Here is a 17069-nt window from a genome sequence, read left to right as displayed (position 1 = left end):
ACGTCAGGCGGGGCCCTCGGCTTGCTGCCAGGCCCGCGCGGCGACGAGTTCGGGGATCAGCGTCTCGGTGAGCAGCCGGACATCGTCGTCCTCGTCACCGGGATAACGCAGCGTCGCAGTGGCGCAGGGCACCGCGCCGCCCACCCCGACAATCGCGGTGTTCCGCGGGCCGGCCCACTCGGCCATCTGGTCCTCCCACGGCGACCCCGCGAAGACCAGCAGCCGCAGGTCGGTGTTCTTGGTGCGGTACACGTCGACATGGCTCCACTCGCCGGTCTCGCTGCCGGTGGCCGCGCGCCGCGGGCCCTCCCGGAACATCAGCGCGCCCTGCTGCGCCGACGAAAGTCGGTGCGCCGGTGCGCACATGTGGGTTTCGTCGGGGCCGAGCAGCAGGTCCGAGATCTCGGGGCGCCAGTCCTGCTCCGTCGACAACAGCCATTCGCTCGCGCCGGCCGCCGCCCGCACGGTGTCCACCAGCGCCGCCGTCGATGTCCCCGTCAGGTGACACTCCAGGGCCAGGAACAGGGCCAGCGTGTGCTGGAAACTGCGGCACGCCACCCCACCGGCCTCGGGTTCGGCCAGCAGGTCCACGGTGCGGCCGCAGATGTCGGTGATCGGCGAGCCGGGCGTGTTGGTCACCGCCACCAGTGTCGCGTCGCGGTCGATACGGTGCAGCGCGTCAAGGGTTTCCACCGACCCACCGGATGCGGAGGTCACCACGACGACGGTCCCCGGACCCCACGCCGGCAACAGCCGGGTCGAGGCGAGATCGGAGACCGCGTACACCCCGCGGGCACGCAGGCGGGCGGCGGCGACGCCTGCGGCGTAAGCGGAGGATCCCATCCCGAGGAACACCACGCGGTCGACGGTGTCCGGCAGGGCCTCGGCCCACGGATTGGCGGTGGTCAGTGCGTCGGCCAGCCCGGCCAGGACTTCCGGTTTGCGGGCCAGGTCGCGAGCGAACTCCAGGGGCTTCACGGTTTCACACCTTCCAGCAGGGCGGGCAGCGCGGCGTCGGGGACGTACATCCACCGCGGCAGATGGCGTCCGGCGTAGACGATTTCGCGCAGAATTTGTTGTAGCCGGAACGCGGGCACCGCCTCGGCCGAGAACAGCTGCCGCCGGCCGGATGCGGTGAGCGCGGTGGTGTACGCATCGAGAAATGCCGCCTGCGCCGCCGCGTCGATCCGGCGTAGACCGTCCGGGTCGACATCGTGGTGTCTGGCCACCACGATCGCGACGTGCGACAGGGACTGCAGCATGCCCGCCACGTCGAGCGCCGCGGGCACCGGCAGCACCCGCTGCCACGGCGGCAGCACCGGGTTGCCGTCGAAATCGGTGATCACGAACCGGTGCTCGCTGCGCAGCACCTGCCCGACATGCAGGTCGCCGTGCGCGTCCAGGATGGGTACCCCGTCCAGGCCGCCGAGGCTGTCCAGCACCCGGATCACCTCGGTGTCGCGGTCAGCCAACAGTTGTGCGGTCCCGTTGCCGGCCAACGTCTTTGCCGTCTCCAGGGTGTCCATGGCGCCGTCACGCCAACGCCGGGCGTCCTGCGCGGTGGCGGTGGTCGCGGTGGCGGCCTGTGCGGCGTGCAGGTCGGCCACGGCGGTTCCCACGGCCGCGCACGCCGCGACGACGGCCGACGGGTCGCCGGCATGTGTTGCGGCGGCGAACAAGTCGACCGCCCAGGTCCAGCCGTCGACCGCGCCCGGCAGGTATCCGGTGACGGTCGCCACCAAGGTCTCGGCGCCGTCGTCCGGGCGCCAGGTGACCAGGCCCCACGGTGTCGGCATCGCCGTGAAGCCGGCCGCGGTCAGGCCGGCCAGCCGCTGCGGGGCCGGATGCGGGCCCGGCTCCAGATGGGTGGCCCATTTGACGACGGCGACCTCGCCCACGATGACCGATTCGTTGGTCTGGTCGACGGTGATCGGGCGTTCGCCCCGCGCCGCGCGACGCCCGGCCCAGGAGGTCACGGTGAAGCGACCGTGCTCGGACCGTCCGGGGCCGGCGGTGAGCAGCCGGATGAGGGCTTCGGCCACCCCGTCACCGGCGGCCGCGCGTCGCCAGCGACCGTCATCGGCCCGCACGGGTATTGCCGAGGCGCCGCCGTCGTGGGTGATCACGGCCAGCGCGTGCCCGGCCCCGAGGTCGAGCAGATCGGTGGGGTCTGAGTTCATCGACGAAATGGTGACAGGCAACGGGGCCAAGCTGTCGGTCCTTTCGCCGAGGCGCGACGCGGTGACGGTGCGGGCCGCCTCCGGGTGATGGGGCCCACTCTGGCAGAGATCCCGAGACTTCGCTCAGTTTTACTGAATTTTAAATCAATTTAGCCATGCTGAGTGCTACTGAAGTGCACTTATTTCGTATTGCCAAACCTGAATATCGATGCAACTATCACTTCCTGTCGCCGTGCGGTCCCGCGCGGAGACCGATCTCCTCGATGCGGAAGTCCACGATGAAAACCCCGACGATCACCCGATCCGCCTCCCTGCCAGACATGGCCGGTGCCGCGAGCGGGGTGCTCGCATGAGGCCGGAACTGGCCGATGCCGAGCCGCGGCCGGTGTGGTGGGGCAACTTGCCGACCGGTCCCCGATCGGACGGGCTGATCGGTGCCGTCGGCGCCGACCTGGTGATCGTCGGCGGCGGCTACACCGGTCTGTGGGCGGCGATCGAGGCGCTCACCGAGGATCCGTCGCTGGACGTCGCGGTGCTCGAGCAGCAGTGGGTGGGTTCCGGTGCGTCGGGCCGCAACGGCGGGTTCGTCTCCGAATCGCTGACCCACGGCATCGCCCACGGTGCGGCCCTGTGGCCCGACGAACTGGACGAGCTGCAACGGCTGGGACGCGACAACGTCTCGCAGATCGCCGATTTCGTCGCTGCGCATGAGATCGACGCCGACCTGCGCCTGGTGGGCAAGACCACGCTGGCGCGCACCGAGCACGAGGTGGCCGCCCTGCGTGCGGCGGCCGACGCCCATGCGCGCCGTGGGGAGAAGGTCGAATTCCTGGAGCGTGAGGAGGTGCGCGCCGATATCGCATCACCGGCCTTCCTGGCCGGGATGCGTTCCCACTCAGGGGGTCTGGTCGACCCGCTGGCACTCGTACAGGGACTGCGCCGGGTGGCCGAGAGCCTCGGCGCCCGGATCTTCGAACAGACCGCGGCCACCGGCATCAGCCGCCACGGTGACATGCTGACCGTCCGAACCGACCGCGGCGAGGTCCACACCGGCGGTCACATCCTGCTCGCCTCGAACGCCTATCCGCCGTTGCTGCGCCGGTTGAAGGCCTGGGTGCTCCCGGTTTACGACTACGTGCTGGCAACGGCGCCGCTGACCGCCGACCAACTCGCCTCGGTCGGATGGGAGCAGAACCAGGGACTCACCGACGCCGGGAACCAGTTCCATTACTTCCGGCGCACCCGCGACGACCGGATCCTCTGGGGCGGGTACGACGCCATCTACCACTTCGGGAATCGGGTCGCCCCGGAACTGGAACAGCGCGATGCCTCACATCGGCTGCTGGCGCGGCATTTTCGCGAGACCTTTCCGCAGCTGGCCGATGTACCGTTCACGCACCGCTGGGGCGGCGTGATCGACACCACCACGCGCTTCACCCCGATCTTCGGTACCGGCTATGGCGGCCGGGTCGCCTACGCCGTCGGCTTCACCGGTCTCGGTGTGGCCTCGACCCGGTTCGGGGCGCGGGTGGCGCTGGATCTGCTGGCCAAGCGGGACACCGAACGCACGCGGCTCAAGGCGATCACCGGGATGGCCGTCCCGTTCCCACCCGAGCCGTTGCGCTGGCCCGCCGTCGAGCTGACCCGCGCGGCCCTGGCCCGGGAAGACGAAACAGGCCGTAGGGGAACGCTTCTGCGCGTGCTCGATCATTTCGGTGTCGGCTTCAACAGTTAGAGGAGTGTGCATGGGCGCAGGACGATTCCACCGTGGCCGGCGCGTCGAAGGGCGCGGGGGTGACCGGACATTGGTCGACCCGGCCACCGGCCGGCCGACCGGCGAGATCTCGGAGGCGTCCGTCGACGACGCGGCGGACGCCGTCGCGGCGGCGGCCGAGGCGTTCGCTGCATGGTCGCGACGCACCGCGGGGGAGCGGGCCCGCCTGATCCTGCGCTGGGCGGATCTGATCGACGCGCACGCCGATCAGCTGACCGCGCTGGAGGTGGCCGAATCGGGCAAACCCGTCGCGGTGTTCCGCGACGGTGAACTGCCCTTCGGCACCGACAATCTGCGCTTCTTCGCCGGGGCGGCACGGTCTTTGGAGGGCAGTGGCGCCGGCGTGTTGAGCGAGGGTTACACCTCGATGATCGTGCGCAGGCCCGTCGGTCCGGTGGTGGGCATCGCACCGTGGAACTTCCCGATGATCATGGCGTTGTGGAAGATCGGCCCGGCCATCGCCGCCGGCAACACCATCGTGGTCAAGCCGGCACCGACCACGCCGAGCAGCACCTTGCTCATCGCCGAACTCGCGGTGCAGGCCGGTATCCCGGCCGGTGTGCTGGAGGTGGTCACCGGCGATCGGGAGGTGGGCGAGGCGCTGGTCGGCGACGAACGGGTACAACTGGTCTCGATCACCGGGTCGACCCGTGCGGGCCGGCACGTGATGGCGACGGCCGCCGCGCGCGGCGCCCGGGTGCATCTGGAACTCGGCGGCAAGGCGCCGTGCCTGGTGTTCGACGACGCCGACTTGGACGCCACCGCCGCCGGTATCGCGATGGGCGCGACGTACAACTCCGGTCAGGACTGCACGGCCGCCACCCGCGTGTACGCCCATGAAGCCATCTTCGATGCACTGGTGGATCGAATAGCGGAGCAGTTCAACACCATTCGGGTGGGTGATCCGCATGATCCGGCAACCGATATCGGCCCGCTGATCAGCGTCGAGCACCGCGCACGCGTGCACGGATTCGTCGAACGGGCGGTGGCCGCGGGTGCGACGGTGCGTGCCGGTGGCACGCTGCCCGACGGGCCGGGAGCCTACTACCGGCCGACGTTGATCACCGATGTCCGGCAGGCCGCCGAGATCGTGCAGGAAGAGGTGTTCGGGCCCGTGCTGGTGGCCCTGCCGTTCCAGGACGAGCAGCAGGCGATCGCGCTGGCCAACGATTCTCGCTATGGCCTTGCATCGTCGGTGTGGACCACCGACGGGGCTCGCGGATTGCGCGTCGCGCACGCGATGGACGCCGGCGTCACCTGGATCAACGATCATCTGCCGATCGCCTCCGAAGCGCCGCACGGGGGAGTAAAGGCCAGTGGTTTCGGGAAGGACATGAGCCACGCGGCGGTCGCGGAGTACACCGTGGCCCGGCACGTCATGGTCAAGCACGCACCGCGTTCGCCGAACGACTCCTTCAGGCCGGCATGATCCGATCCCGCTGAACCGCAACCGAACCGGAGCGCCGAGACACCGGACCGGCGTGCCGTTGGCGTGCGCTGCCACGGTGGGTCACCTCCGTTAGCTGAACGAAAGCTGTTGAAATGCTGGATATTTCGCCGGTTCGCCGGTACCGTGCGTAGTCTGCGTCACCGCCGCGGCGAACAGCGATCCACGCCACGGTTCTGCTCGCACCCCGTCGGTCTCGCCGTTGCGCCGTCGGGATCCCACCACCCGCCCGTCGCCGCTGGCCAAGCATCGGAGGTCTGAGTTCCATGACCACAAAAGACAATTCGCTCACCGAACCGCTGACCGGGGAGGCGAAGTTACCGCGCAAGATGCGCTGGTTCGACGGATTCGCCATGGCCATGACGATGCCCGCCGCGCTGGTGGCCACCCTCGGAGCGTCGATCGCCGGCCTCGGCGGCTGGGGTGCGGCCGTGCTGTGGGCCGTCTCGATGATCATCTCGCTCGGGGTCAACTGGATCTACATCGAATTGGCGGCCATGTTCCCCGAGGCGTCCGGCGGTATCGCCGGCTACGCCGCCGAAGCGTGGAAGAACCGGGTGCCCTGGCTGGCACCGCTGGCCGGGGTCGGCTACTGGCTGCCCTGGGGATCGAACCTGGCCACCTACGGCGCATTCACCGGTCTGCTCGTGCAGTCCCAATGGTTCCCCGACCAACAATGGTCCTTCGATGCCGGGCCACTGCACCTGAACTTCCCGATCCTGGTGGGGCTGGCGGTGATCTTCATCCTCTACGGCATCAACATCATCGGGGTCCGCGTCACCATGGCGTTCGTCTACGTGACGGCAGCCATCCTGATGATCCCGCTCGCTGTCTTCATCGTCTTCCCGCTGTTCAACTCCGGCTGGGCGCCCATGGATCTGACCTGGAAGCTGCACGGCCTGGAAGGTCTGCACACCGCGATCGTCTGGCTGTACGTGATGGCGTGGACCACCCTGGGTGTCGAGGTGTGCGCCACCTTCGCCTCCGAATACCGGGACCCGGTCAAGGACACGTCGCGGGCGATCCGGGCCTCCGCCCTGTTCTGCTTGGGGGTGTTCTTCCTCGTTCCGCTCACCCTCGGCGGGTTCGCCGGCGAATCGGCGATCGAAGCCGACCCGGCCACCTTCTTCGTCTCCAGCTTCTCCGAACTGACCGGGGCCGGCGCCGGGGTGATGGTGCTGTGCCTGATCGCCTCCCTGGTGCTGGTCATGCTGACCTCGGTCGCCGACGCGTCGCGCGTGCTGTTCAACATGGGCAAGGAAGGCGTCACCGTCCGGGCGGTGGGCACGCTGAACCGCCGCGGGGTGCCGGTGCGCGCCCTCAACGTCATGCTGGTGCTCAACGTCGTCCTGCTCGTGGTGCTGCAGCAGCCGCTGGCCATCATCGTCACCGGAAATCTGGGCTACATCCTGGCCCACGTGCTGGCGGTGGCCGGGTTCGCGGTGCTGCGCAAGGACCGCCCGGATGCGGTCCGGCCCATCCGGTTGCCGCGGGTTTTCGTGCCGCTGTCGATCGGGCTGGCGGTGCTGCTCGCCGTGATGCTGGTGGTCGGCGCGACCGGATTCTCGATCACCGGCTACGGCGGCGTGCTCGAACTGGGCATCGCCGTCTCGATCCTGGCCGCCGGTGTGCTGCTGTGGTGGTTCGTCCAGCGCCGGGACCGGGCCGCCGGCCTGACCACCGGAGCGGGCGACGCGACGTAACGCCGGCTACTCGGCGCAGCTTGTGAACGTCGACTACTCGGCGCCGGCGTCCATGTCGTAGACCCTGGCGTGCAGCACCGTGCGGTTCCGCAGCGCCGCGCGCACCGCACGGTGCAGCCCGTCCTCCAGATAGATCACGCCCTGCCAGCGCACCGCATGCGGGAACAGGTCACCGTAGAACGTCGAGTCCTCGGACAGCAGCCGGTCCAGCGCCAGCACGGTGGTGGTGGTGACCAGCTCGTCCAGCCGGATCTGCCGGGGCGGGATCTGGGACCACTGCCGATACGACAGGCCGTGTTCGGGATAGGGTTTGCCGTCGCGGACTCCTTTGAAGATCACCGGCGGGCTCCCATGCGACGAGGTTAATCCCACGAGGCGCGCGGTGTCCTTGCCAACGTGAATACCTGCTGCTGGTGCCCGTAAAATGGGCTGAAGACAGACAGCAAAGGACAGGTGAACAGGGTTGGTGCAACATGGGTAGTGCCGACGACCGTCGCTTCGAGGTGCTGCGTGCCATCGTCGCCGATTTCGTGACGACCAAGGAGCCCATCGGGTCCAAGTCACTCGTCGAACGTCACAATCTCGGGGTGTCCAGCGCCACCGTCCGCAACGACATGGCGGTGCTGGAGGCCGAGGGATACATCGCGCAGCCCCACACCAGTTCCGGACGTGTCCCCACCGAGAAGGGCTACCGCGAATTCGTCGACCGCCTCGACGACGTCAAACCGCTCTCGAGCAGTGAACGGCGCGCGATCCTGCAATTCCTGGAGTCCGGCGTGGACTTGGACGACGTGCTGCGCCGCGCCGTCAAGCTCCTCGCGCAGCTCACCCGGCAGGTCGCCATCGTCCAGTACCCGATGCTGTCCACCTCCACGGTGCGCCATCTCGAGGTGGTGGCCCTCACCCCGGCCAAGCTGCTGCTGGTGGTCATCACCGACACCGGGCGGGTGGATCAGCGAGTGGTCGAACTCGGCGACGCCATCTCCGACCACGAGCTGTCCCAACTGCGTGAGCGGCTCGGCGCCGCGCTGGACGGCAAGCCACTGGCCACCGCGTCGGTGGCGGTGGCCGACCTGGCCAGCGCCTTCGACGGCCACGGCGGTCTCGGCGACGCCATCGGCCGGGCGGCCACGGTGCTGGTCGAGACCCTGGTGGAGCACACCGAGGAACGACTGCTGCTCGGCGGGACGGCCAACCTGACCCGTAACACCGCCGACTTCGGTGGGTCGCTGCGCTCGGTGCTCGAGGCGCTGGAGGAGCAGGTGGTGGTGCTGCGGTTGCTGGCCGCCCAGCAGGAGGCCGGTAAGGTCACCGTGCGTATCGGGCACGAGACCGAGGCCGAGCAGATGGTGGGGACGTCGGTGGTGAGCACCGCGTACGGCAGCTCGGGCAAGGTGTACGGCGGCATGGGTGTGGTCGGTCCGACTCGGATGGACTATCCGGGAACCATCGCCAATGTCGCCGCAGTTGCTCTCTACATTGGCGAGGTTTTGGGCACCCGGTAGGGGACGGCCGCTGCGGCGGCATGAAAGAGGTTGTACGTGGCACGCGATTATTACGGTCTGCTCGGCGTGAGCAAGGGCGCCAGCGATTCGGAGCTGAAGCGCGCGTACCGCAGGTTGGCGCGCGAACTGCATCCCGACGTCAATCCCGACGAGGAGGCGCAGGCCCGGTTCAAGGAGATCAGCCTCGCCTACGAGGTGCTCTCGGACCCGGAGAAGCGTCGCATCGTCGACCTCGGCGGCGACCCGATGGAGAACGGTGCCGCCGGTGCGGGCGCCGGCGGGTTCGGTGGTTTCGGCGGCCTCGGCGACGTTTTCGAGGCCTTCTTCGGCGGGGGCGGCGGCTCGCGCGGCCCGATCGGCCGGGTGCGGCCGGGGTCGGATTCGCTGCTGCGGATGCGGCTGGATCTGTCCGAATGCGCCACCGGTGTCACCAAGCAGGTCACCGTCGACACCGCCGTGCTGTGCGACCTGTGCCACGGCAAGGGCACCAACGGCACGTCCAGCCCGGTCACCTGCGACACCTGCCACGGCCACGGAGAGGTGCAGACGGTGCAGCGCTCGCTGCTCGGTCAGGTGATGACCTCCCGGCCCTGCCCGGTGTGCGGCGGCGTCGGCGAGGTCATCCCCGATCCCTGCCACCGCTGCGGTGGCGACGGCCGGGTCCAGGCCCGCCGTGAGGTCAGCGTGAAGATCCCGGCCGGTGTCGGCGACGGGATGCGGGTGCGGCTGGCGGCCCAGGGTGAGGTGGGCCCGGGCGGCGGACCGGCCGGCGACCTCTACGTCGAGGTGCACGAACAACCCCACGACGTCTTCGTGCGCGACGGCGACGATCTGCACTGCACGGTGTCGGTGCCGATGTTCGACGCGGCGCTGGGCACCACGGTCACCGTCGAGGACATCCTGGACGGCAGCACCGAGATCACCATCCCGGCGGGCACACAGCCCGGTTCGGTGACGACGCTGCGCGGGCACGGCATGCCGCACCTGCGATCCGGTGTGCGCGGGAATCTGCACGCTCACATCGAGGTGCTCGTCCCGACCCGGCTGGACGCCACCGACACCGATCTGCTGCGCAAACTGAAGGCGCACCGCTCCCGCGACGTGGCCGAGGTCCGGTCCGCGCACGGTTCCTCCTCGACGAACGGCGGGCTGTTCAGCCGCCTGCGGGAAACGTTCTCCGGGCGTTAGATAAAGCGAGAAGCGCGGGATGAGTAGGGCGCTGTTCTACGTCGACGCTCTGCCCGGGCCGGGCGCGGTCGCCGTCGTCGACGGTGAGGAGGGCCACCACGCGGCGACGGTGCGCCGCTTCCGGGTGGGTGAGGAACTCGATCTGGGTGACGGTGCCGGTACGGTCGCGCACTGCGTCGTCGAGGAAGCCACCAAGGGCCGGCTGGCCGCGCGGGTACTGTCCAGCGCCACGTCGGCGGCGCCGGTGCCGCCGGTCACCGTCGTACAGGCGCTCCCGAAATCCGAGCGCTCCGAACTGGCGATCGAACTGGCCACCGAGGCGGGCGCGGACGCGTTCGTGGCCTGGCAGGCCCAGCGGTGCGTGGCGCGCTGGGAATCGGCGGCCAAGGTGGACAAGGGTCTGCGCCGGTGGGGTGCGGTGGCCCGCTCGGCGGCCCGGCAGTCGCGGCGCGCGTACATCCCGACCGTCGACGGGCTACGCAGCACCGCCGAACTGGCCGGCCGGATCGACGGCCTGACCGTGGTGTTGCACGAGTCGGCCACCGTTGCGCTCGCCGATCTCGATGTGGCCCAAGCCGATTCGGTGACGTTGATCATCGGGCCGGAGGGCGGCATCACCGATGAGGAGATCGCCACCCTGACCGGCGCCGGCGCGGTGGCGGTACGGCTCGGGCCGACGGTGCTGCGCACCTCCAGCGCGGCGGCGGTAGCGCTCGGCGCGCTCGGCGTGCTGACCGGCCGCTGGGATCTGTAGAAGATATATTCCGGCCGTTTCCTGCGGGAAACAATCGGCACACAGCCCGGTGACGGGGACTTCATAGCGTCGCGGCATGAGTACCGTGATCGAGCCCCCGCACAGCGAGATGGTCCGGCTGGCCAACAAGCCGCCCTGGTACACGTCGCTGTTCGTCCAGTTGTTGGTGGCGATCGTCGCGGGCATCCTGGTCGGCTGGCTGTGGCCCGAGGTGGGTGGCGCCCTCAAACCGCTGGCGGACGGATTCATCAAGCTCATCAAGATGCTCATCGCGCCGATCATCTTCTGCACGGTGGTGCTCGGCATCGCGCATGTGGGCGACCTGAAATCGGTGGGCCGCATCGGGGTGAAGGCACTCGTCTACTTCGAGGCGGTGACCACCTTCGCGCTCATCTTCGGGCTCGTGGTCGGCAACCTGGTCAAGCCCGGTGCCGGATTCTCTATCGATGCGCAGACGTTGGCCACCGGGGCCGAGGCCGTGGCCAAGAAGACCAGCAACGGCGAACTTCCGCACACCGTCGAGTTCCTGCTCAACATCATCCCGACCTCGGTGGTGTCGGCGTTCGCGGAGAACGCCCTGTTGCAGGTGCTGTTCTTCGCCGTGCTGTTCGGGCTGGCGCTGGCCAAGTTCGGGGAATCCGGGCCGCCGGTGATCCTGGAGTTCGTCGACCACCTCAGCCACATCTTCTTCACCGTCATCGGCTGGGTGATGCGCCTGGCACCGCTGGGCGCGTTCGGTGCGATGGCCTACATCATCGGGCAGTACGGCATCGGGTCACTGGCCAGCTACGGCAAGCTCATCGCCGCCTGCTATCTGGCCGCGGTGCTGTTCATCCTCATCCTCGCGCTGATCGTCAAGGTGTTCGCCGGGGTGAACCTGTGGAAGTTCGTGGTGTACATCAAGGACGAGCTGTTCCTGGCGCTCGGCACGGCATCCACCGAGGTGGTGTTGCCGCGCATCATGGCCAAGCTGGCCAACGCCGGATGCTCGCGCACCACCACGGGTTTGGTTGTGCCGACCGGGTATTCGTTCAACCTGGACGGTGCCACCCTGTACCTGTCGATCTGCGTGCTGTTCCTGGCCCAGGCGCTCGGGGTGGATCTGAGCCTGGGCGAGCAGATCACCGCGGTGCTGGTGCTGATGCTCACCTCGAAGGGGATGGCCGGCGTGCCCGGCTCGTCGTTCCTGGCGCTGTCGGCGACGGTGGCGGCCATCGGGCACGGCGCGATCCCGGTGGCCGCGGTGGCGCTGCTGCTGGGCGCCGACCGGATCATGGACTCGATGCGGGTGTCGGTGAACCTGCTCGGCAATTGCGTGGCCACCTTCGTCGTCGCCAACTGGGAGGGCCAGCTGGACAAGGACCGGATGCGCAAGGTGCTCGCCGGTGAGGACGTCGAACCGCTGGACGACGCGCCCGAGCAGGACGCGGTGACCGTCGGGCCGCGCGACTGACTACCGGTCGACCGCGAACCGGGCCAGGTGCGTCATCACCGGCCGCAGACCGCGCCGCTCGTAGAACCGCTGGGCGTCGGCATTGCCGGTCAGGACCGCGATGAAGACGTCCCCGATGCCCAATTCGGCCAGCCGGGCATCGACGGCGTCGAGCAGCCGGGTGCCGATGCCGTGGCCGCGTTCGGCGGGTGCGACCGCCAACGTCTGCACGTCGGCCATCCGCCGGCCCGTCACCCAGGTGTCGTCCGGGCCCGGCAGGATCTCGACCATGGCGTAGCCGACGGGCGTGCCGTCCCGCTCGGCCAGCACGATGAAGGAGTCGTCCTCGGCCAGCCACCGTCGGTAGGCCGCGCGCCGCGCCGCCCACGACGTCGCGTCGTCCTGGAACACCGCCGCGGTGGCGACCTGGGTGTGGTGGTGATGCAATGTCAGCCAGAGCGGTTCGAGGGCATCCAGCGCCTCGGCACCTGTGAAGCGGAGCTCAATTTCGGGCACCGGTGAATCATGTCACTCCTGGTCAAATGGGGCGGTTAACCGGAATGAAACATCCCATCTTTCCCGTTCTTCATGTCAGACCGGCGCGGCAAACGCCGGGACACGAAGAGGAAAGAAGCGGGTAAGCAAGATGAAGAAGTTCGGATTCGTCAGCATGATCGCGGCCGGCATGGCCGCCGCCCTCCTGGGTCTGGCCGGCCCGGCTCAGGCCGATGTTGCACACAACCAGTGGGTGCACGACAACGGCCAGAGCGTCAACGTGCCGCAGGTCGACACCTCGGTGCACCAGAGCCACTGACAAGCCAGCCAACTGTCGTTGAGGGCCACCCCGTGATCGGGGTGGCCCTCAACCGTTGGGTCAGGTCGGTGACCAGCGCTAAACTGAGAGCACCTACTCCAGAGCACAGAAAGCAGGCACGAAACACCACGTGACGCCCCGCGAGACGACCGCTGACTCGCCCTCCCGCCAGGTGCGCAGCAGCATCACAGTTCCGCCCGACGCTGTCGTGGGCCTGCTCGGTTCGGCCGACGAGAACCTGCGCACCCTCGAGGCCCTGCTCGCCGCCGACATCCACGTCCGCGGCAATGCCGTCACGCTGTCCGGTGATCCGGCCGAGGTGGCGCTGGCCGAACGGGTCATCGGTGAGTTGGTCGCCGTGCTGGCGGCCGGGCAGCCGTTGAATCCCGACGCCATCCGGCGCAGCGTTTCCATGATGACCGGGGAAGCCGACGCCTCCCCGGCCGAGGTGCTGACCCTGGACATCCTGACGCGGCGCGGCAAGACCATCCGGCCCAAGACGGTGAACCAGAAGCGCTATGTCGACGCGATCGACGATCACACCATCGTATTCGGGATCGGCCCGGCGGGCACCGGCAAGACCTATCTGGCAATGGCCAAGGCGGTCGCCGCGCTGCTGTCCAAGCAGGTCAACCGGATCATCCTGACCCGGCCGGCGGTGGAAGCCGGTGAGCGCCTTGGCTTCCTGCCCGGCACCCTGACCGAGAAGATCGACCCCTACCTGCGGCCGCTGTACGACGCGCTGCACGACATGATGGACCCTGAGGTCATCACCAACTTCCTGGCGTCCGGCGTGATCGAGGTGGCGCCGTTGGCCTTCATGCGCGGCCGAACCCTCAACGACGCCTTCATCATCCTCGACGAGGCGCAGAACACCACCGCCGAGCAGATGAAGATGTTCCTGACCCGGCTCGGTTTCAACTCGAAAATCGTTGTCACGGGCGATATCACCCAGGTCGACCTGCCCGGCGGCCAGGCCTCGGGCCTGCGCGCCGCGATGAACGTCCTGGACGGTATCGACGATATCCACTTCGCCGAGCTCACCAGCGCCGATGTGGTGCGGCACCGGCTGGTCTCCGAGATCGTGGATGCCTATGCCCGCCAAGATGATTCGGCCCTGCTGAACCGTGCCCAGCGCCGTTCGTCGAACGGGCGGCCACGCCGATGAGTGAAGCTTGCGGCGAGGGCACCGCATGAGCATCGAGGTCTCCAACGAATCCGGATACGACGTATCCGAGGAAGAGCTCATCAGCGTCGCCAAGTTCGTCATCGGCCAGATGGATGTGAACCCGGCCGCCGAACTGTCGATGGTGCTGCTGGACACGGCGGCCATGGCCGACCTGCACATGCGCTGGATGGACCTGCCGGGGCCCACCGACGTGATGAGTTTCCCGATGGACGAATTGGAGCCCGGCGGGCGCCCCGACGCCGCCGAACCCGGTCCGTCCATGCTCGGCGACATCGTGCTCTGCCCGGAGTTCGCGGCCAAACAGGCCGAACAAGCCGGGCATTCGCTCGGTCAGGAGCTGGCGTTGTTGACGGTGCACGGGGTGCTGCACCTGCTCGGCTACGACCACGCCGAACCTGACGAGGAAAAAGAGATGTTCGCCCTGCAGCGGCGCCTGCTCGAGGAGTGGGTGGCCGACCAGGTGCAGACCTATCGCCAGGATCGGCAGACCGAGAAGGATCGACGGCTGCTCGACAAGTCGCGATACTTCGACGCACCGTGACGGGGCTGGCCGCGCTGATGGGCGCGATCTTCCTGGTGGGGCTGGGCGGGTTGTTCGCCGCGGTGGATGCCGCCATCGGCACGGCGTCGATCGCCAGGGTCGACGAGATGGTGCGCGAGGAACGGCCGGGCGCGACGCGGCTGGCCCAGGTGATGGTGGACCGGCCCCGCTACATCAACCTGGTGGTGCTGTTGCGCATCGCCTGCGAGGTGAGCGCGACGGTCCTGCTGGTCTCCTATCTGGACGGTTATCTCGGTGTCGGGTGGGGGCTGGTGGCCGCCGCCGCGATCATGGTGGTGGTCAGCTTCGTGGCCATCGGGGTGGGTCCGCGCACCGTCGGGCGGCAGAACGCCTACAGCATCGCGTTGGCCGCTGCCCTTCCGCTGCAGGCGATTTCGGTGCTGCTCACACCGATCAGCCGGCTGCTGGTGCTGATCGGTAACGCGCTGACACCCGGCCGCGGCTTCCGCAACGGCCCGTTCGCCTCCGAGATCGAGCTGCGGGAGGTCGTCGACCTGGCGCAGCAGCGCGGCGTGGTGGCCGACGACGAGCGCAAGATGATCCAGTCCGTGTTCGAACTCGGCGACACCCCCGCCCGTGAGGTGATGGTGCCCCGCACCGAGATGGTGTGGATCGAAGGGGACAAGACCGCGACCCAGGCCACCTCGCTGGCGGTGCGCAGCGGGCACTCCCGGCTGCCGGTGATCGGTGAGAACGTCGACGACGTGGTGGGCGTGGTCTACCTGAAAGACCTGGTGCAGCACTCGTATTCGGCGGGTGGTCGGTTCGACACCCGGGTGGGCGAGCTGATGCGGCCCGCGGTTTTCGTGCCCGATTCCAAACCGTTGGACGCCCTGCTGCGCGAGATGCAGCGCGATCGTAACCACATGGCGCTGCTGGTCGACGAGTACGGCGCGATCGCCGGACTGGTCACCATCGAGGACGTCCTGGAGGAAATCGTCGGCGAGATCAACGACGAATACGACGCCGGTGAGGTGGCGCCCTGGGAAGAACTGGGCGACGGGCAGTTCCGGGTGTCGGCTCGGTTGCCGATCGAGGATCTCGGTGAGCTGTACGAGGAGCTGGAGGTCGGCGAGGACCTGGAGGTCGACACCGTCGGCGGGCTGCTCGCCCACGAACTGGGGCGGGTGCCGTTGCCCGGCGCCGAGGTCACCTGGGACGGCTTGCGGTTGCGCGCCGAGGGCGGACCGGATCACCGCGGCCGGGTGCGGATCGGCACGGTACTGATCAGCCCCGTCAAGACGGAAGAAGAGGAAGCGCAATGAGTCTGTCCGAGGAGGACGCCAAGCTGGTGGTGCTGGCCCGCGGCGCCATGGGCCGGGCCGAGGCCACCGAAGGTGCCGCGGTGCGCGATCAGGACGGCCGCACCTACGCCGGCGCCCCGGTCACCCTGTCGGCCCTGACGCTGACCGCGCTGCAGGCCGCGGTGGCCGCGGCGGTGTCGAGCGGAGCCGTCGGGCTGGAAGCCGCGGTGCTGCTGGGTGGTTCGGCCGAGGACGCCGGTCTCGCCGCGGTCCGGGAGCTGTCACCGGAGGCGGCCGTCATCGTCACCGACCGCGCGGGTAACCCCGCATGACAGACGAATTCCGCTCCGGCTTCGTCTGTTTCGTCGGCCGGCCCAACACCGGCAAGTCGACGCTGACCAACGCACTGGTGGGCCAGAAGGTCGCCATCACCTCCAACCGGCCGCAGACCACCCGGCACACCATCCGTGGCATCGTGCACCGGGAGAACTTCCAGATCATCCTGGTGGACACGCCCGGGTTGCACCGGCCGCGCACGCTGCTCGGGCAGCGGCTCAACGACCTGGTCAAGGACACCTACTCCGAGGTCGACGTGATCGGCCTGTGCATTCCGGCCGACGAGAAGATCGGCCCCGGCGACCGCTGGATCTACCAGCAGATCCGCGCCGTCGCCCCCAAGACGACACTGATCGCCATCGTCACCAAGATCGACAAGGTCGCCAAGGACCGGGTGGCCGAGCAACTGCTGGCGGTCAGCGAATTGGTCCGCGGACGCGAGGAGCAATCGGGCCACAGTCCGGACGTCGAGATCGTGCCGGTGTCGGCGACCGCGGGTGAGCAACTCGATGTGCTCACCGACGTGCTGGTGTCGAAATTGCCGCCCGGCCCGGCGTACTACCCGGACGGTGAACTCACCGACGAGCCCGAAGAAGTCCTGATGGCCGAGCTGATCCGCGAGGCCGCGCTGGAGGGTGTGCGCGACGAACTGCCGCACTCGCTGGCCGTGGTGATCGAGGAAGTGGAGCAGCGCGAGGACCGCGACGACCTGATCGACGTGCACGCCGTGCTCTATGTCGAACGCGACAGCCAGAAGGGCATCGTGATCGGTAAGGGCGGCGCGCGGCTGCGTGAGGTCGGGACCGCGGCGCGTACCCAGATCGAGAAGCTGCTGGGCACCAAGGTGTACCTGGAGCTGCGGGTCAAGATCGCCAAGAACTGGCAGCGCGACCCGAAACAGCTTGGGCGGCTGGGCTTCTAGGGGCTCGGCTGAGCCCTGG

Annotated in this window: 16 protein-coding genes and 1 pseudogene; 13 read left to right on the top strand and 4 right to left on the bottom strand. The window is 68.6% G+C overall.

Annotated features, from left to right (window positions below):
• Positions 1-3: 3 nt before the first annotated feature.
• Both BN977_RS02465 and BN977_RS02460 read right to left on the bottom strand, forming a co-directional pair.
• The gene (locus tag BN977_RS02465) at positions 4-978 is read right to left on the bottom strand and encodes an SIS domain-containing protein (RefSeq protein ID WP_036396180.1); all 975 of its coding nucleotides are present in this window, start codon (positions 976-978) and stop codon (positions 4-6) included.
• A complete protein-coding gene (locus tag BN977_RS02460) occupies positions 975-2180 on the bottom strand; it encodes a glucosamine kinase (protein WP_036396177.1) in 1206 nt (401 codons plus the stop codon). The genes BN977_RS02465 and BN977_RS02460 overlap by 4 nt, the downstream gene beginning before the upstream one ends.
• Before the next feature lie 349 nt (positions 2181-2529).
• On the opposite strand from BN977_RS02460, the gene BN977_RS02455 reads away from it, so the two are divergent.
• The 3 genes from BN977_RS02455 to BN977_RS02445 all read left to right on the top strand — a co-directional run bounded on the left by BN977_RS02455 (position 2530) and on the right by BN977_RS02445 (position 7104).
• Positions 2530-3915 carry an NAD(P)/FAD-dependent oxidoreductase gene (locus BN977_RS02455; RefSeq protein WP_036396175.1) on the top strand — a complete coding sequence of 462 codons (1386 nt, stop codon included), beginning with the start codon at positions 2530-2532 and terminating at the stop codon, positions 3913-3915.
• Positions 3916-3925: 10 nt separating this feature from the next.
• The gene (locus BN977_RS02450) at positions 3926-5383 is read left to right on the top strand and encodes an aminobutyraldehyde dehydrogenase (RefSeq protein WP_036396174.1); all 1458 of its coding nucleotides are present in this window, start codon (positions 3926-3928) and stop codon (positions 5381-5383) included.
• A gap of 284 nt (positions 5384-5667) precedes the next feature.
• Entirely contained in the window at positions 5668-7104 is a 1437-nt protein-coding gene (locus BN977_RS02445; RefSeq protein ID WP_051560975.1) for an APC family permease, read from the top strand.
• Positions 7105-7127: 23 nt separating this feature from the next.
• Here BN977_RS02445 and BN977_RS02440 read toward each other — a convergent pair.
• Positions 7128-7443, bottom strand: a pseudogene (locus BN977_RS02440) (type II toxin-antitoxin system VapB family antitoxin); the annotation flags it as partial.
• A 134-nt stretch (positions 7444-7577) separates the two neighbouring features.
• Here BN977_RS02440 and hrcA point away from each other — a divergent pair.
• The 4 genes from hrcA to dctA all read left to right on the top strand — a co-directional run bounded on the left by hrcA (position 7578) and on the right by dctA (position 12004).
• Positions 7578-8609 (top strand): heat-inducible transcriptional repressor HrcA, encoded by a 1032-nt coding sequence (hrcA, locus tag BN977_RS02435; RefSeq protein ID WP_036396170.1) that lies wholly within the window; start codon positions 7578-7580, stop codon positions 8607-8609.
• A gap of 36 nt (positions 8610-8645) precedes the next feature.
• Positions 8646-9797 carry a molecular chaperone DnaJ gene (dnaJ, locus tag BN977_RS02430; protein WP_036396168.1) on the top strand — a complete coding sequence of 384 codons (1152 nt, stop codon included), beginning with the start codon at positions 8646-8648 and terminating at the stop codon, positions 9795-9797.
• 19 nt (positions 9798-9816) lie between these two features.
• Positions 9817-10551 (top strand): 16S rRNA (uracil(1498)-N(3))-methyltransferase, encoded by a 735-nt coding sequence (locus BN977_RS02425; RefSeq protein ID WP_036396165.1) that lies wholly within the window; start codon positions 9817-9819, stop codon positions 10549-10551.
• A gap of 76 nt (positions 10552-10627) precedes the next feature.
• Positions 10628-12004 (top strand): C4-dicarboxylate transporter DctA, encoded by a 1377-nt coding sequence (gene dctA, locus BN977_RS02420; RefSeq protein WP_024453365.1) that lies wholly within the window; start codon positions 10628-10630, stop codon positions 12002-12004.
• Here the strand turns inward: dctA and BN977_RS02415 are convergent, their stop codons facing one another.
• A complete protein-coding gene (locus tag BN977_RS02415; RefSeq protein ID WP_024453364.1) occupies positions 12005-12499 on the bottom strand; it encodes a GNAT family N-acetyltransferase in 495 nt (164 codons plus the stop codon).
• A gap of 130 nt (positions 12500-12629) precedes the next feature.
• Between BN977_RS02415 and BN977_RS32775 the strand changes: the two genes are divergently transcribed.
• The 6 genes from BN977_RS32775 (at position 12630) to era (ending at position 17050) form a co-directional block, all read left to right on the top strand.
• Positions 12630-12797: a hypothetical protein gene (locus BN977_RS32775; RefSeq protein ID WP_165576281.1), complete on the top strand. Its 168-nt coding sequence runs from the start codon at positions 12630-12632 to the stop codon at positions 12795-12797.
• Positions 12798-12927: 130 nt separating this feature from the next.
• Positions 12928-13965, top strand: a complete 1038-nt coding sequence (locus BN977_RS02410) for a PhoH family protein (RefSeq protein ID WP_036396163.1) — start codon at positions 12928-12930, stop codon at positions 13963-13965.
• Between the two features lie 25 nt (positions 13966-13990).
• Entirely contained in the window at positions 13991-14527 is a 537-nt protein-coding gene (gene ybeY / locus BN977_RS02405; protein WP_024453362.1) for an rRNA maturation RNase YbeY, read from the top strand.
• Positions 14524-15813, top strand: a complete 1290-nt coding sequence (locus BN977_RS02400) for a hemolysin family protein (protein ID WP_036396161.1) — start codon at positions 14524-14526, stop codon at positions 15811-15813. The genes ybeY and BN977_RS02400 overlap by 4 nt, the downstream gene beginning before the upstream one ends.
• The gene (locus BN977_RS02395; RefSeq protein ID WP_036396160.1) at positions 15810-16124 is read left to right on the top strand and encodes a cytidine deaminase-like protein; all 315 of its coding nucleotides are present in this window, start codon (positions 15810-15812) and stop codon (positions 16122-16124) included. Before BN977_RS02400 ends, BN977_RS02395 begins: the two co-directional genes overlap by 4 nt.
• Complete coding sequence (era, locus tag BN977_RS02390; RefSeq protein WP_036396158.1) at positions 16121-17050, top strand: GTPase Era; 930 nt, start codon at positions 16121-16123, stop codon at positions 17048-17050. Before BN977_RS02395 ends, era begins: the two co-directional genes overlap by 4 nt.
• Positions 17051-17069 lie beyond the last annotated feature (19 nt).

The sequence above is a fragment of the Mycolicibacterium cosmeticum genome, assembly GCF_000613185.1.
In the GTDB taxonomy this organism is placed as follows: domain Bacteria; phylum Actinomycetota; class Actinomycetes; order Mycobacteriales; family Mycobacteriaceae; genus Mycobacterium; species Mycobacterium cosmeticum.
The sequence above is the reverse complement of the archived record's forward strand: the minus strand, read 5'-3'. Positions and strand labels throughout refer to the sequence as shown.